At 59.1% G+C, this 14,036-nt stretch carries 12 protein-coding genes and 2 pseudogenes; 13 read left to right on the top strand and 1 reads right to left on the bottom strand.

Translation table 11 applies throughout. From position 1 onward, the window contains the following. Window positions 1-91: 91 nt before the first annotated feature. Window positions 92-2,032 carry an acyltransferase family protein gene (locus tag A6B35_RS32530; protein ID WP_006201696.1) on the top strand — a complete coding sequence of 647 codons (1,941 nt, stop codon included), beginning with the start codon at window positions 92-94 and terminating at the stop codon, window positions 2,030-2,032. A gap of 151 nt (window positions 2,033-2,183) precedes the next feature. Continuing rightward, window positions 2,184-2,394: pseudogene (locus tag A6B35_RS36965) on the top strand (transposase); the annotation flags it as partial. Here A6B35_RS36965 and A6B35_RS37660 read toward each other — a convergent pair. Continuing rightward, window positions 2,370-3,063: pseudogene (locus A6B35_RS37660) on the bottom strand (transposase); the annotation flags it as partial. The pseudogenes A6B35_RS36965 and A6B35_RS37660 overlap by 25 nt on opposite strands. Window positions 3,064-3,565: 502 nt before the next feature. On the opposite strand from A6B35_RS37660, the gene A6B35_RS32520 reads away from it, so the two are divergent. The 11 genes from A6B35_RS32520 to tnpC all read left to right on the top strand — a co-directional run bounded on the left by A6B35_RS32520 (window position 3,566) and on the right by tnpC (window position 14,021). Further along, window positions 3,566-4,156 (top strand): NodA family N-acyltransferase, encoded by a 591-nt coding sequence (locus A6B35_RS32520; protein WP_006201692.1) that lies wholly within the window; start codon window positions 3,566-3,568, stop codon window positions 4,154-4,156. Then, window positions 4,153-4,803 (top strand): chitooligosaccharide deacetylase NodB, encoded by a 651-nt coding sequence (gene nodB, locus A6B35_RS32515; RefSeq protein WP_006201691.1) that lies wholly within the window; start codon window positions 4,153-4,155, stop codon window positions 4,801-4,803. The genes A6B35_RS32520 and nodB overlap by 4 nt, the downstream gene beginning before the upstream one ends. 43 nt (window positions 4,804-4,846) lie before the next feature. Then, complete coding sequence (gene nodC / locus A6B35_RS32510) at window positions 4,847-6,199, top strand: chitooligosaccharide synthase NodC (RefSeq protein ID WP_006201690.1); 1,353 nt, start codon at window positions 4,847-4,849, stop codon at window positions 6,197-6,199. After that, window positions 6,199-6,831 (top strand): nodulation methyltransferase NodS, encoded by a 633-nt coding sequence (gene nodS / locus A6B35_RS32505; RefSeq protein ID WP_006201689.1) that lies wholly within the window; start codon window positions 6,199-6,201, stop codon window positions 6,829-6,831. The genes nodC and nodS overlap by 1 nt, the downstream gene beginning before the upstream one ends. A 31-nt stretch (window positions 6,832-6,862) precedes the next feature. Continuing rightward, window positions 6,863-8,572, top strand: coding sequence for a nodulation protein NodU (gene nodU, locus A6B35_RS32500; RefSeq protein ID WP_006201687.1), 1,710 nt, complete (start codon window positions 6,863-6,865; stop codon window positions 8,570-8,572). Window positions 8,573-8,576: 4 nt separating this feature from the next. Further along, entirely contained in the window at window positions 8,577-9,491 is a 915-nt protein-coding gene (gene nodI, locus A6B35_RS32495) for a nodulation factor ABC transporter ATP-binding protein NodI (RefSeq protein WP_006201686.1), read from the top strand. A 2-nt stretch (window positions 9,492-9,493) separates the two neighbouring features. Beyond that, window positions 9,494-10,282 (top strand): ABC transporter permease, encoded by a 789-nt coding sequence (locus A6B35_RS32490; RefSeq protein ID WP_006201685.1) that lies wholly within the window; start codon window positions 9,494-9,496, stop codon window positions 10,280-10,282. Window positions 10,283-10,317: 35 nt separating this feature from the next. Next, window positions 10,318-11,370 (top strand): NADP(H)-dependent aldo-keto reductase, encoded by a 1,053-nt coding sequence (locus A6B35_RS32485; protein WP_006201684.1) that lies wholly within the window; start codon window positions 10,318-10,320, stop codon window positions 11,368-11,370. Window positions 11,371-11,581: 211 nt separating this feature from the next. Beyond that, entirely contained in the window at window positions 11,582-11,935 is a 354-nt protein-coding gene (tnpA, locus tag A6B35_RS32480; RefSeq protein WP_040582614.1) for an IS66-like element accessory protein TnpA, read from the top strand. Beyond that, window positions 11,932-12,279 (top strand): IS66 family insertion sequence element accessory protein TnpB, encoded by a 348-nt coding sequence (gene tnpB, locus A6B35_RS32475; RefSeq protein WP_006201720.1) that lies wholly within the window; start codon window positions 11,932-11,934, stop codon window positions 12,277-12,279. Before tnpA ends, tnpB begins: the two co-directional genes overlap by 4 nt. A 65-nt stretch (window positions 12,280-12,344) precedes the next feature. After that, entirely contained in the window at window positions 12,345-14,021 is a 1,677-nt protein-coding gene (gene tnpC, locus A6B35_RS32470) for an IS66 family transposase (protein ID WP_006201719.1), read from the top strand. Window positions 14,022-14,036: the final 15 nt, after the last annotated feature.

Genomic DNA, 14,036 nt, shown 5'->3' with positions numbered 1-14,036 from the left:
CTCGAAATCAAGTGCCACAGCGGTGCATTCTTGGCGGCGCAGGAAGGACGGGCATTGGTTAGAGCACCCACCACATCTGGAACGCAGTCCCATGCCGCGAGAGTTTCGATCTGATATCCAGGCCTTGCGGGGTCTGGCTGTTTTGCTGGTTGTCCTCTACCATGCTCGCCTTGGGCCGTTCGCCGCGGGTTACCTGGGCGTTGATATTTTTTTCGTGATTTCGGGCTTCCTGATCACCGGCCTCATCAGGACGCAGCTTGAGCAGTCACGATTCAGTTTTTGGGAATTCTATTATCGACGTGCGAAGCGTCTGTTGCCCGCTGCCTATGTCGTCATTGCGCTCACGACGATCGCTGCGCCTTTCTTGCTGTCCGAAGTGAGCCTGAGGGAGTTCCAAAATCAAGTCCTCGGGGCGCTCACATTCTCCGGCAATATCGTTCTCTGGTTCCAATGCGACTATTTCGGCGGAGCCGCCGATACGATGCCACTCCTGCATGTTTGGTCGCTTGGTGTTGAAGAGCAGTATTATCTGCTGCTGCCTGCCTTCTTGGCCTTGGCTCCCCGAAGATGGTGGCTGATAGGAGTCAGTTCACTCCTCGTTGCCAGCCTAGCTCTATGTCTATACGTGGCCTCTTATGACCCCTCCACTGCATTCTATCTTCTACCCACCCGATTTTGGGAAATGGCCCTCGGTTCATTCGGAACCTTGCTTCCCGCCAGCCCTTGGGTGACTGCCAAGCTTTCGAAGCTGCGCCTCCCCGCGCTCGTACTTCTTCTCTTTCTTCCCATTGCCCCTGTTGGTTCCCAGCACCCGGGCGTGGACGCCGCTTTGGTTTGCTTGGCAACCCTGATCCTCCTGCTCGCGCCCAGCAGGGATAACGCGGCGATTCGAGGCATGGCAAGGATAGGGGATGTATCGTACTCGCTTTATCTGGTCCACTGGCCTGTGCTTGTCTATGTGCGGGCTGTTTGGCTGTCAGATGCTCCTGCCCTTGCGATCTACGCGGCAGTTGCCTTCTCATTTGTTGCGGGCTGGGCTCTCTACCGCTTCGTGGAGGAGCCGTTCCGGCGGGGGTTCGTCACGTCTCGTCGACGGCTGGCCCGAGGACTTGTTGCCGCATCCGTTGTTCTTGGCTTGTCACCTTCAGTCGCCATCGCCGCAATCCAGAACAATGTTGACTTTGCCAAGATCCGGCAGATCAATAGCGGTTTGGGACCAGCATGTGTTTTCAAGCCAGGATCGCCTCCTCGGGAAATCCCCAAGAACTGCCAGACGGTAGGCAGGCCCCAATTGCTGGTTTGGGGCGATTCATTTGCCATGGCACTCGTTCCCGGCTTGGCCAAGACAGTCGGCGAAGGCGGACTGGCGCAGCTCACGATGAGTGCATGCTTCCCCGCCATTGGCATTGCTGCCTTCTCGAAGACGTCAACAGAGTCTCCTTATTATCCCCGTGCCTTCGGCGAGGACTGCATGCGCTTCAATGACAGTGTTCTGGATGTCTTGAAACGTCGGCCCGAGATCACGACCGTTGCCATTTCAAGCCCATTTGCCACGCCTGTGTCGACGGACTTCATGCTTCTTAAGAAGAGCAATGGTACTTTCACGGAGGTTGACGCTTCTCTAGATGTAGCAGTCGATGGTATCAAGGCTCTCGTCGAAGCCGTTCGAGCGCAGGGCAAGCGAGTGGTTGTTGTTGCCCCTCCGCCAGTCGCAAGCTTCGATATCGGCGATTGCCTTGAGCGAAAGTCGCTGGGAAGTTTTATGATCGGGCCCTACAGTGACTGTAAAATATATGTAATTGATTACCTCCAGATAAGATCCAGAACTCTTGAGCTATTGAAACAAGTTTCCTTGAAGGCTGACGTAGAGGTTATTTCCTACCGCGACTTCCTCTGCGATGAGACCACATGCAAGACCGAGATAGATGGCAAATTCCTTTATCGCGACAGCGGGCATCTTTCCTATGAAGGATCAGAAATCATTGCTCGCCAGACAAGACTTGCTGAGAAGCTGATCAGGGCTGCTCGTTAGAGCCTGACCCGAAACTCGGGCTTGGACGTGGAAGCGGTTGAGTGGCTCTGTCCGTTGCGATTCGCTTGACTTGAGCGGGATCGCGACATGGGTTGGACGGAGGCCACACGCACCGGCAATATTGCTGCGCGGGCCAGCGGGAGTAAACGCATTGACCGACAGGGAATGGGCGTTGATCGAGCCGTTCATGCCTGGAGCGAAGGCGACCGGACGACCACGGACGACCGAAGATGCGGACAATCGTGGACGCGCTCCTCTATATCGATCGCCTGGACGGGCTGCCAGTGACGGGCATTACCGGACCGCTTCCCGCCGGTTTCGACGGTCCAACGCTCTTCTATGCTTGGCGAGACAATGGGCTGTAGAGGACCAGCAACTCGTCAAGCGCCTCTGCCGGCGTTTTCCAACCCAGGGTCTTTCTCGGCGGCATTGTGGGCCGCCACGGCGGCGATCCTCGTCGGCGCGGTGGATGCTCAGGTCGGGGCCTTTCGGGAAGTGCTGACGCAGGAGTCCATTGGTGTTCTCGTTGGTTCCGCGCTGCCATGGCCTTGCGGATCGCAGAAGTAGAACTAGACACCCGCATCGATCATCAGACGATCGTGCTGGGCCATGCCCCGCAAGCCGGGGAAGATGCAGTAGCATCGCGAAGCGCGTCGCTCGACTAGCGTGCCCGTCGCGAGCTACCAAGACCGAGGATGAGGTCTCCCTCCCAATGTCCCGGCACCGCTCGATCGGCCGCTTCGGCGGGGACGCTGACTTATCATGATTTCCGGCGAGATAAGGCCCTTGCCTCGCCTACGTACGCGCGCCCTGGGGACCTGTAACACACGTCCTGTTCGCAAGCAGGCCGTCAGCTAGCGGCGCAGCACTCCGCAGCCCCTGAACGAAGAAGGCCTGATGGATGGCTTCGTGGCTGATGCGCATCGTCTTGTCGTCCGGGAAGTCGATCAGCAAGCGTCGGCAATCTGCTCCGGGCGCCAGGCCCTGGCCCATCGCCGATCCTTTCGCGGGCCATGCCGGCGGCCCTTCCATCGTCGCGGCTGAGTTTGCGGTGCATGAGCAGGCGGTCGGGAAGTGGAGGTGCCGTCCTTAAGGATCGCTTGGACTTGCACTGGGAGGGCGTCGCGATCTCAAGGGATAATCAGCACCTTATGGATCGGATGACGGCTTGGATGGACGGGGGAGAAGTTCGCGGCATCCATCCTGAACAGCTGGGTAAGGGCCTCCAGCCGCATGACCGCATCCATCCAAAGCGTGGATGCGGTCTATCCAAACAATCGATTTTACAAATCCATGAGCGTGATACATTAGAAGATCGTCAACTGAGCGAAACCAAGTACTCCAGCTGTACATTTCCTGGGCGGCACAACAAAGACGGACATTGATTAGAGCATCACCACATCTGGAACGCAATGCCCTGAAGGGTTCCATCCGCCCAATTGCCCGACATCACGATCGCTGACGACGGCCTCTGCTGCGTCGAACGTGTGATCAGGCGTCTTAAACAAACAGCAAAAATAGGGAAGTCTTTACATGCGCTCGCAGGTGCGGTGGAAGCTGTGCTGGGAAAATGAGTTGCAACTGGGCGACCATGTCGAACTGACGGAGTTTTTTCGAAAGACCTACGGGCCGACTGGAGTCTTTAATGCACAACCCTTCGAAGGTAGTCGAAGCTGGGCTGGCGCCAGGCCCGAACTCCGCGCAATCGCCTATGACTCGAACGGTGTGGCGGCTCACATGGGCTGCCTGCGGCGTTTCATCAAGGTTGACGGGGTCGATCTTCTGGTTGCCGAGCTAGGCCTGTACGGGGTCCGTCCGGACCTTGAGGGCCTTGGGATCGCCCATTCGATCCGCTTCATGATTCCAACGCTGCAGGAGCTAGGCGTTCCATTCGCTTTTGGCACCGTTCGGCACGCGCTGCAAAAACACATTGAAAGGTTCGGCCGACACAGCCAACTGACCGTTTTGTCGGGGATTCGCGTGCGCTCCACCCTACCAGACGCGCGTCTCGACAAGCCGCCCATTCGCATCGAGGACGCACTTGTGATCGTTTTAACCCTTGCACGGTCGATGAGCGATTGGCCCACCGGTAATTTCATCGATCGGAATGGGCCAGAGCTATGAACCACTTCGATTGCTTGTCCGAAGTGCGCAGTGAGGATGCTGACGGCACAGGCCAGCCGAGCGTTTATTTGACGTTTGACGACGGTCCTTATCCATTTGCCACGCCGGAGATCCTCGATGTGCTGGCAGAACACCGCGTGCCGGCAACTTTCTTCGTCATCGGCGCGTACGCGGCAGACCAGCCCGAACTAATTCAACGAATGGTTGCAGAAGGGCACCAGGTCGCTAACCACACAATGACACATCCGGATCTGTCCAGATGCGGACCCGGCGAAGTTCAGCGTGAAATGTTTGAGGCGAACCGGGCCATCATGACGGCCTGCCCCCAGGCCTCTGTGCGGCACATGCGCGCGCCGTTTGGAAACTGGACCGAAGAAGTACTCACTGCTTCGGTGAGCGCTGGACTGGCCGCCGTCCACTGGTCGGTAGACCCGCGAGACTGGTCGCAACCTGGGGTCGACGCCATTGTCGATGCAGTGCTCGATTCTGTCCAGCCGGGCGCAATTGTACTCTTGCACGACGGATGTCCTCCCGACGAGTTGCCAGCGGGCGCAGACGTCAGTCTCCGGCGCCAGACGATCATGGCAGTATCCCAAATAATTCCTGCTTTGCATAGTCGCGGGTTCGTACTCCGCTTGCTCCCTTAATATCACTGAGAGAAATTTGCTATGAAGCTGAAGGCAATACCCAATGTACCTTCTTGATACAGTCAGCACCGTCGCCATTTCGACATATGCGATACTTTCGACTGCTTATAGAAGCATGCAGATCGCTTACGCTCGGCCGAATAACACTTCATCGGCATTGGAGGGTCTGGCCGACTCTGGCCAAATGCCGAGCGTGGATGTCATTGTCCCCTGCTTTAACGAGGACCCGCGCACGCTTTCGGAATGCCTGGCTTCCATTGCAAACCAAGAATATTCCGGAAAACTCCGGGTCTATGTGGTTGATGACGGTTCTGGAAATCGCGTTGCAGTAGGACCTGTTCACGAAGCCTACGCCCGCAACCCTATGTTCAATATCATTCTGCTTCCCGACAATGTCGGGAAGCGCAAGGCGCAGATCGCGGCGATACGCCGCTCATATGGAGATTTGGTGCTTAACGTTGACTCTGACACGATACTCGCGTCCGACGTCATCGCAAAGCTTGCGTTGAAGATGCGCAATCCAACGATCGGCGCGGCCATGGGCCAGTTGACGGCTAGCAACCGGAGCGACACCTGGCTGACCCGGATGATCGATATGGAGTACTGGCTGGCTTGCAACGAGGAGCGCGCGGCACAGGCTCGCTTCGGTGCCGTGATGTGCTGCTGCGGCCCATGTGCCATGTATCGCCGATCCGCGCTTCTTTTGCTGCTGGATAAGTACGAATCGCAATTTTTTCGGGGAAAGCCAAGCGACTTCGGCGAGGATCGCCATCTCACGATCCTCATGCTCAAAGCAGGCCTTCAAACCGAGTACGTCCCGGACGCCATCGCGTCGACAGTTGTTCCTGACAGGCTAGGGCCATATCTGCGCCAACAACTGCGCTGGGCACGTAGCACTTTTCGGGACACGTTGCTTGCGTTGCGCCTGCTGCCCGGCCTCGATCGCTTTCTCACATTGGACGTGATCGGACAGAATCTCGGTCCGCTACTCCTCGCGCTATCGGTGCTAACCGGGCTCGCGCAGTTCGCACTGACAGCCACAGTGCCTTGGTGGACAGTCCTGATGATTGCATCCATGACCATCATTCGCTGCAGCGTTGTAGCGATTCGCACTCGTCAGCTTCGATTTCTTGGCTTTTCTCTGCATACATTCATCAACATCCTGCTCTTACTTCCCTTGAAAGCCTATGCGTTGTGCACATTGAGCAATAGTGATTGGCTTTCGCGCAGTTCTGCTACCGCCGTACCAGATATGGGCGAAAAACAGGTCCACATCCGAAACCCGATCACTGGATCAAACACTACAGAATTTACGGGAAATGCGACGTCGCTTCGCAGGTTAGCGCGGGATTCGGCGATGTTGGTGACATCTGACAGCGTTTGCTGTGACGAATGATGGTTATCGAGGTGGATGAATTGAAGCAGGACAAGAACTATCAATTGTTGAAGCAGGAGCTGGCCGCGGACGACCCGTGGCGGCTCGACGGCAATCCGTTCGAGCAAGAGCGTTACATGCAAATGCTTCAGCTATCGTTCTCCCAAGGTCCTGTCATGAATGCTCTCGAAGTCGGGTGCGCGGCAGGCGCATTCACGGAAAAACTCGCGCCCTACTGCCAACGGCTCACCGTAGTCGATGTCGTGCCGCGAGCGATTGATCTAGCGCGCCAACGGGTGAACAAGCTACCGCACATCAGCTGGATAGTATCCGACGTTCAACAGTTTTCGACTGACGAGCTGTTCGATCTGATCGTCGTGGCGGAAGTTCTCTACTACGTCGAGGGCATAGCCGAGATGCGCGCGGCCATCGGCAATCTGGTGCGGCTGCTTGCGCCAGGCGGGCATCTGGTTTTCGGATCGGCGCGCGATGCCCTTTGCCGGCGCTGGGGTCACGCTGCCGGGGCCGAGACGGTCTTGGCCATTCTGAATGAATCGTTGGTCGAGGTCGAGCGTCTGCAGTGCCGCGGTGAGTCGGACAACGAAGACTGCTTGCTCGCCCGCTTTAGGAACCCGGTTCGGCTTCCAAATTAAGCGAATTGCCGACCTTAGATATGGAGATACTATGCGCATCTGCGGCATCAATCTGACGCATGACGGGGCGGTTGCCCTCATAGAGGACGGACGGCTCGTCTTTTGCGTTGAGCAGGAGAAGCGAGACAACAACCGACGATACAAAGCCATCGACAATCTCGACACTGTTGTAACCGCATTGGCTGAGCACGGTATGGATGCGCGGGACGTTGAACAGTTTGTTATCGACGGCTGGGACGGGGAGGTGGAGTCGCAGTTTCAGGTCCTCAGTGGGGAAACTCCTGTCATCCTTAAAGGGGCGCCTTATATCGAACGCGATGCCGAGGGCCTTCTAACTTCGCTCAACAGCTCCGGCCTGATGCTCGACGGCCGGGTTTTCCCGTATAAAAGCTACCCGCACGTGACGGGCCATGTGGCCTCCGCTTACTGCACCAGCCCCTTTGCCAGGGCCGGACAACCCGCGTTCTGCTTGGTGTGGGACGGCTGCATCTTTCCGCGTCTCTACCATGTGGAACAGCGAGGTGCCCGCTTCCTGGAATGTCTGTTCCCGGTGATAGGTCATGTCTACGCTGCCGCGGGCCATCATTTCGGACCTTATAAGCAAGCGGGCCGCGCCGGCTGGGATCTAGGTGTTGCCGGCAAGCTGATGGCCTACATCGCGCTCGGGTCGGTGCATGAAGACATCGTGGCGGTGTTTCAGGAGCTATACGAGGAGCGCTTTGCGGGCGACGCGGAGCTCGCCCATCATTACCGCGCGAACATCGTCAGTGCAGAGTCCACGCTTGCGGCTGTACATGAGTTCTTCGACGCCGCCGCGCTCCGATTGGAGGCTGAGGCACCCGAAGATGTACTTGCGTCTTTTCATATGTTCCTCGAGCGTCTCCTCGTCAAGGAAATGACAATTGCCTTGCAGCGCCATTCGTTTGCGGGACCGCAATATTTGTGTATAGCCGGCGGCTGCGGGCTCAATATCAAATGGAACAGTGCACTACGTGAGACCGGCCTTTTCGACGATGTCTGGGTACCGCCCTTTCCCAATGACAGCGGCTCGGCAATCGGAGCCGCTTGCTCTGCAATGGTGGCGCAGCAAGGGTTCGTCCCGCTGGAATGGTCAGTCTACAGCGGTCCGGTCCTACAAAGTGGCGATGTGCCGCCAGGATGGGAGGCCACGCCGTGCAGCATGCCGGAACTTGCGACCATTCTCGCCAGCAACGAACCCGTGGTTTTCCTTTCCGGGCGTGCCGAACTTGGACCTCGAGCGTTGGGAGGCAGAAGCATTCTCGCGGCCGCTACTTCGCCGAGGACGAAGGACTATCTCAACGACGTTAAACTTCGCGAGCACTTTCGGCCAGTTGCGCCGATATGCCTTGAGGACCGTGCGCCGGATATTTTCAGCCCTGGAACGGCGGACCCTTACATGTTGTTCGATCACCAGACGCGGGCGGAGTGGCGGGACAAAATCCCCGCAGTTGTACATCTCGACGGATCTGCGCGACTGCAAACCATCTCGAGAAGATCGCAACACGAAGTCGCCGAGCTACTTGTCGCATATGAAAAACTCACCGGCATTCCGCTGCTTTGCAACACGAGTGCCAATCACCACGGACGTGGCTTCTTCCCGGACGCTGCTGCAGCCTGCGAGTGGGGACGCATCGAACGCGTATGGTGCGACGGCCTGCTGTTGACGAAAACGCAGGCAACGGAGCAATCGCCAGTTGAGACGACCTTCACGGTAACATGAACGTATGTCCATGCTAGCAATCGATCTTACTGACGTAAGCAAGACATATGATGACAAGGTCGTTGTCGACAGGCTGTCATTCCGCGTAGCAGCGGGGGAATGCTTCGGGCTCTTGGGACCGAACGGCGCGGGCAAAAGCACGATTGCGCGTATGATCCTCGGCATGACCTCACCTGATGCGGGCAAGATCACCGTGCTCGGCGTGCCAGTTCCGGCACGCGCTCGCTTGGCACGCCGGCGCATCGGCGTGGTCCCGCAGTTCGACAACCTGGACCTTGAGTTCACGGTGCGCGAGAACCTGCTGGTATTCGGGCGCTATTTCGGCATGAGCACACGCGAGATCGAAGCAGTCATACCATCGCTTCTGGAGTTCGCCCGCCTCGAAAGCAAGGCGCATGCTCGCGTTTCCGAACTGTCCGGCGGCATGAAGCGGCGCCTGACGCTGGCGCGTGCGTTGATCAACGACCCGCAACTGATTGTAATGGACGAGCCGACCACCGGTTTAGATCCGCACGCGCGACACCTGATTTGGGAACGCCTGCGGTCGCTGCTCGCGCGGGGCAAGACTATTCTCTTGACAACCCACTTCATGGAAGAGGCTGAGCGGTTGTGCGATCGGCTGTGCGTGCTTGAAAGAGGTCGCAACATTGCCGAAGGCCGTCCTCACACGCTGATTGACGAACAGATCGGATGTCAGGTGATCGAGATCTATGGCGGCAATCCGCATGAGCTGGATGCGTTGATTAGGCCGTATGCGCAGCGCATCGAGGTGAGCGGCGAGACACTCTTTTGCTACGCGCCCGATCCGGAGCAAGTGCGCCTGCAGTTGCGCGGGCGTGCGGGTTTACGCCTTCTGGAGCGTCCGCCGAACATGGAGGATGTCTTTTTGCGATTGACCGGGCGCGAGATGGAGAAATGAACATGGGTGAAGGTTGTGCCACGGCTCTGCCCACCAACGCTTGGAACTGGATCGCGGTATGGCGCCGCAACTATATGGCATGGAAGAAGGTCGCGCTTGCGTCACTTCTCGGGAACCTGGCCGATCCTCTGATCTACCTGTTCGGTCTTGGCTTTGGCCTGGGAATTGTTGTAGGTCGCGTTGACGGTACTTCGTATGTCGCGTTTCTGGCAGGCGGCATGGTCGCGACAAGCGCGATGACCTCTGCGACATTTGAGACGATTTATGCGGCTTTCGCTCGCATGCACGCTCAGCGCACATGGGAAGCAATCCTCTACACCCAGCTTACGCTCGGTGACATCGTTCTCGGTGAATTGGCGTGGGCAGCCACCAAGGCCTTTCTCGCCGGTACGGGGATTACGATTGTTGCCGGCACGCTAGGCTATGCGGCGTGGCCTTCCATCCTCTATGCGCTGCCAGTCATCGCCCTCACTGGGTTAGCCTTCGCAAGCCTGGCGATGGTGGTGACGGCGCTTGCACCCAGCTACGACTATTTCGTGTTTTACCAGACACTTGTTGTCACCCCCATGCTGTTCCTGTGCGGCGCGGTCTTTCCAGTCGCCCAATTGCCCGAGGGTTTTCAACAGGCCGCGCACTTCTTGCCGCTGGCACAAGCGATCGACCTCATTCGCCCGGCGATGCTTGGCCGTCCGGCCGACAGCATTGGCCTGCATATCGGCGCGCTTTCCATCTACGCAGTATTGCCCTTTTTCGTGTCGACGGCCCTGTTCCGTCGGCGCCTGATGCCATGACGCGATTTACGAACAATTCGAGAAGGAGATAGACAATGCAATATCATGAACTGGGACGCAGCGCCCTGAAGGTGAGCGTGCTCGGCCTGGGCACTATGAGTTGGGGAGAGCAGAACACGGAGGCCGAGGCGCATGCGCAGTTAGACGCAGCCCTGGATGCCGGCATAAACTTCGTCGATACTGCGGAGATGTACCCTGTGCCTCCCCGCGCCGAGACACATGGACTTACGGAGCGTTATATCGGGAGTTGGCTACGGCAGACCGGCCGCAGGCAAGACATCGTGCTTGCGACCAAAGCCGTCGGTCCTGCTCGACCAGGCAACGCGAACTTACCGTATGCGCGCGACGGTCGTGTCAGCTACACACGCGCCAACCTGTTCGAGGCCGTCGAAACCAGTCTCCAAAGGCTCCAGACGGACTATATCGACCTATTCCAATTGCACTGGCCCGACCGTAGCACCAATATATTCGAATTGGTCGACTACCAGTATGAACTCGACGACGATGCGGTACCAATCCTGGAAACGTTGGAGGCGTTGGACGCGCTCGTTAAAAGCGGTCGCGTACGCCACATTGGGCTCTGCAATGAAACACCTTGGGGCTTGGCGCGCTTCCTGCATCACGCGGAAACACTAGGGCTCGCCCGTGTGATAAGCATTCAGAATCCATACAATCTACTCAACCTCGACTTCGAGAACGGCCTGGCGGAGATGGCTCTGCGTGAACAGGTGGGGCTTCTCGCGTATTCACCGCTGGCGATGGGCACGCTGACTGGAAAGTACCTGGGGGGGCAGCGGCCAACCGGTTCGCGGCTGAACTTGTTCGGACGGTTCTTCCGCTACAGCAGCGAATGGGCGCAGCATGCGGCACTCGCATATACAACGCTCTTTCGTGAACACGGCATCGATCCAGTGCACGGCGCGTTGTCATTCGTTAGAAGCCGGCCTTTTGTTGCAAGCACTCTTGTTGGCGCTACCTCCGTGCCGCAATTGCAGCACAGCATCGCCAGTTTGGAAGTCACCCTGTCACGCGAGATGCTCGACGGCATCCAGTCAATCTACCAGCGCTATGGCACGCCGGTGCCATGATTGGTTGTGGCCTTCTTATCAAATCGTGTCGTCGATCTGGTGTCGCGTATTCGAGACCCAAAATCAAAAGCAACGCGGAAAGAGACCGGTACTCACGCGGGTCTGCGTGATCAGACGTACGCCTCCGGCGAAGGCCGCCTTGCGGGAGCATGGCACGGTAGCGAAGTTGCGCTCTTAAGGTCGCCCTTACGAGCGTAGTTAGCAGCACAGCATGAGCCATGTGACGTTATTGACCGGACCGGAGCGTCGTCGTCGTTGGCGTGAAGAGGATCAGTGCCGGATACTGGCCGCGGCATTCGCGCCCGGGGCCACAGTGGCGGCGGTGGCGCGTCAGTACGATGTCGCGACCAGTCTGATCTATAAGTGGCGCCGCACGCTGAGAGCCCGCGAGACAGGCTTTGCCGAAGTTGTCGTGGTTCCCGATGAGCCTGTCGCCGCTTCGGTGCCGGCGGCGCCCCCAGCGGTGATCGAGCTGGAGATCGCCGGCAAGGTGCGGCTGCGGATTCCGCTGACCACACCGCCGACACTGGCGGCGGCGATGGTGAAGGCGCTGGGCGTTTCATGATCCCGGTTCCGAGCCAGGTGCGGATCTGGTTGGCGGTCGGCCGGACCGATATGCGTCGCGGAATGCAAGGCCTCGCTCTGCAGGTTCAGGAGACGTTGGGCCGCGATCCGCATGCCGGCGATCTTTATGTCTTCCGCGGCCGCAGCGGCAATCTGATCAAGATTATCTGGCATGATGGGCTCGGCATGTCGCTGTATGCAAAACGGCTCGAGAAGGGCCGGTTTCTATGGCCGTCGCCGGCGGATGGTACGGTTTCCATATCACCGGCGCAGCTCGCCTACATGCTCGACGGGATCGATTGGCGCAACCCGCGTCACACGTTCCGCCCCCAGCGCGCGGGCTGAGTTTTTCTTTGAGTTGCGCCATTTTCCGCGTGTCAGCGGACGCGTTTTATGATTCACTCCAGAGCATGGTTGCCACCGCCCTGGATGCTGTTCCGGACGATATCGGTGCGCTGAGAGCAGCGCTGACCGCGGCACTGGCCAGAGCCGAAGACGAGGCCGCGCGCGCTGCGTTGGTCGAGGCCGAACTGGCGGTCGCCAGGGCCAAGGCATCGGATGATGCGGCGCTGATCGCACATCAGGATCTGACGATCCGGAAGCTGCAGCGGGCGCTGCATGGTCAGAGTTCTGAACGCTCAGCCCGCCTGCACGACCAGATGGAGCTCACCTTCGAGGAACTCGAGAGCACGGCAACGGAAGATGAGATCGCCGCCGAACAGGCGGCGGCCCGGACCACCGAGGTGGCACCTTATGTGCGCAAACGACCGGCGCGCCAGCCATTTCCAGAGCATCTGCCGCGCGAACGCGTGGTCGAGCCGGCGCCGACCGCTTGCCATTGCTGCGGCGGTCATCGGCTGCGCAGGCTAGGTGAGGATATCACCGAGACGCTGGAGGTGGTGCCGCGGCAATGGAAGGTGATCCAACACGTGCGGGAGAAGTTCACCTGCCGCGACTGCGAGGCGATCAGCCAGGCTCCGGCGCCGTTCCACGCCACCCCGCGCGGCTGGGCCGGTCCCGGCCTGCTGGCGATGATCCTGTTCGAGAAGTTCGGCCAGCATCAGCCGCTCAACCGCCAGGCTGAACGCTATGCCCGCGAAGGCGTGCCGCTCAGCCTGTCGACGCTCGCCGACCAGGTCGGCGCCGGCGCCGCGGTGCTGATGCCGCTATTCAAGCGGCTCGAAGCCCATGTGCTGTCCGCTTCACGTCTGCACGGCGACGATACGACGGTTCCGGTCCTGGCCAAGGGCAAGACCGATACCGGCCGATTATGGACCTATGTGCGCGATGACCGACCGTTCGGCGGCGCCGATCCGCCGGCGGTGGTGTTCTACTATTCCCGCGATCGCCGAGGCGAACATCCCGCGGCGCATCTCGCCGGCTGGAGCGGCATTCTGCAGGCCGATGCCTATGGCGGTTATGGCGATCTCTATGCGGCGGGCCGTCAGCCGGCGCCTATTCTGGAAGCCAGCTGCTGGGCCCACAGCCGGCGCAAAGTGTTCGAGCTGGCCGATATCGAAGCGGCGGCGCGCAAGAAGGCGCACGGCGAGAAGCCCAACCTGGTCTATCCGCTAGCGGTTGAAGCCGTGAAGCGCATCGATGCCCTGTTCGATATCGAACGCGAGATCAACGGCCTGTCGCCAGGCCAACGCCACGCCGTGCGCCAAGAGCGGAGCGCGCCGCTGGTCACCGAGCTCGAGCGCTGGATGATCGAGACGCGCGACAAGCTCTCGCGCGGACACGATCTGACCAAGGCCTTCAACTACATGCTGCGCCGCTGGTCATCCTTCACCCGGTTCCTCGACGATGGGCGGATCTGCCTATCGAACAATGCAGCCGAGCGAGCCCTGCGCGGCGTCGCTCTCGGAAGAAAGTCCTGGCTGTTCTGCGGTTCCGATCGCGGCGGACAGCGCGCTGCCGTTCTCTACAGCCTGATCGTCAGCGCCAAGTTGAATGACGTCGACCCTCAGGCCTGGCTCGCCGATATCCTGGCGCGCATCGCAGCCCACCCAGCACAGCGGATCGATGATTTGCTGCCGTGGAATTGGAGATCCGCAAAACTGCGGACCCAACCAGCGGCGGCCTGATCATGCAGCGCAATA

The sequence above is a fragment of the Mesorhizobium amorphae CCNWGS0123 genome (genome assembly GCF_001686985.1).
Classification (GTDB): Bacteria; Pseudomonadota; Alphaproteobacteria; order Rhizobiales; family Rhizobiaceae; genus Mesorhizobium; species Mesorhizobium amorphae.
The sequence above is the reverse complement of the archived record's forward strand: the minus strand, read 5'-3'. Positions and strand labels throughout refer to the sequence as shown.

Coding starts and splice junctions, on each gene's coding strand:
- A6B35_RS32530 (WP_006201696.1), top strand. CDS start 92: ATGCCGCGAGAGTTTCGATCTGATATCCAGGCCTTGCGGGGTCTGGCT.
- A6B35_RS32520 (WP_006201692.1), top strand. CDS start 3,566: ATGCGCTCGCAGGTGCGGTGGAAGCTGTGCTGGGAAAATGAGTTGCAA.
- nodB (WP_006201691.1), top strand. CDS start 4,153: ATGAACCACTTCGATTGCTTGTCCGAAGTGCGCAGTGAGGATGCTGAC.
- nodC (WP_006201690.1), top strand. CDS start 4,847: ATGTACCTTCTTGATACAGTCAGCACCGTCGCCATTTCGACATATGCG.
- nodS (WP_006201689.1), top strand. CDS start 6,199: ATGGTTATCGAGGTGGATGAATTGAAGCAGGACAAGAACTATCAATTG.
- nodU (WP_006201687.1), top strand. CDS start 6,863: ATGCGCATCTGCGGCATCAATCTGACGCATGACGGGGCGGTTGCCCTC.
- nodI (WP_006201686.1), top strand. CDS start 8,577: ATGTCCATGCTAGCAATCGATCTTACTGACGTAAGCAAGACATATGAT.
- A6B35_RS32490 (WP_006201685.1), top strand. CDS start 9,494: ATGGGTGAAGGTTGTGCCACGGCTCTGCCCACCAACGCTTGGAACTGG.
- A6B35_RS32485 (WP_006201684.1), top strand. CDS start 10,318: ATGCAATATCATGAACTGGGACGCAGCGCCCTGAAGGTGAGCGTGCTC.
- tnpA (WP_040582614.1), top strand. CDS start 11,582: ATGAGCCATGTGACGTTATTGACCGGACCGGAGCGTCGTCGTCGTTGG.
- tnpB (WP_006201720.1), top strand. CDS start 11,932: ATGATCCCGGTTCCGAGCCAGGTGCGGATCTGGTTGGCGGTCGGCCGG.
- tnpC (WP_006201719.1), top strand. CDS start 12,345: ATGGTTGCCACCGCCCTGGATGCTGTTCCGGACGATATCGGTGCGCTG.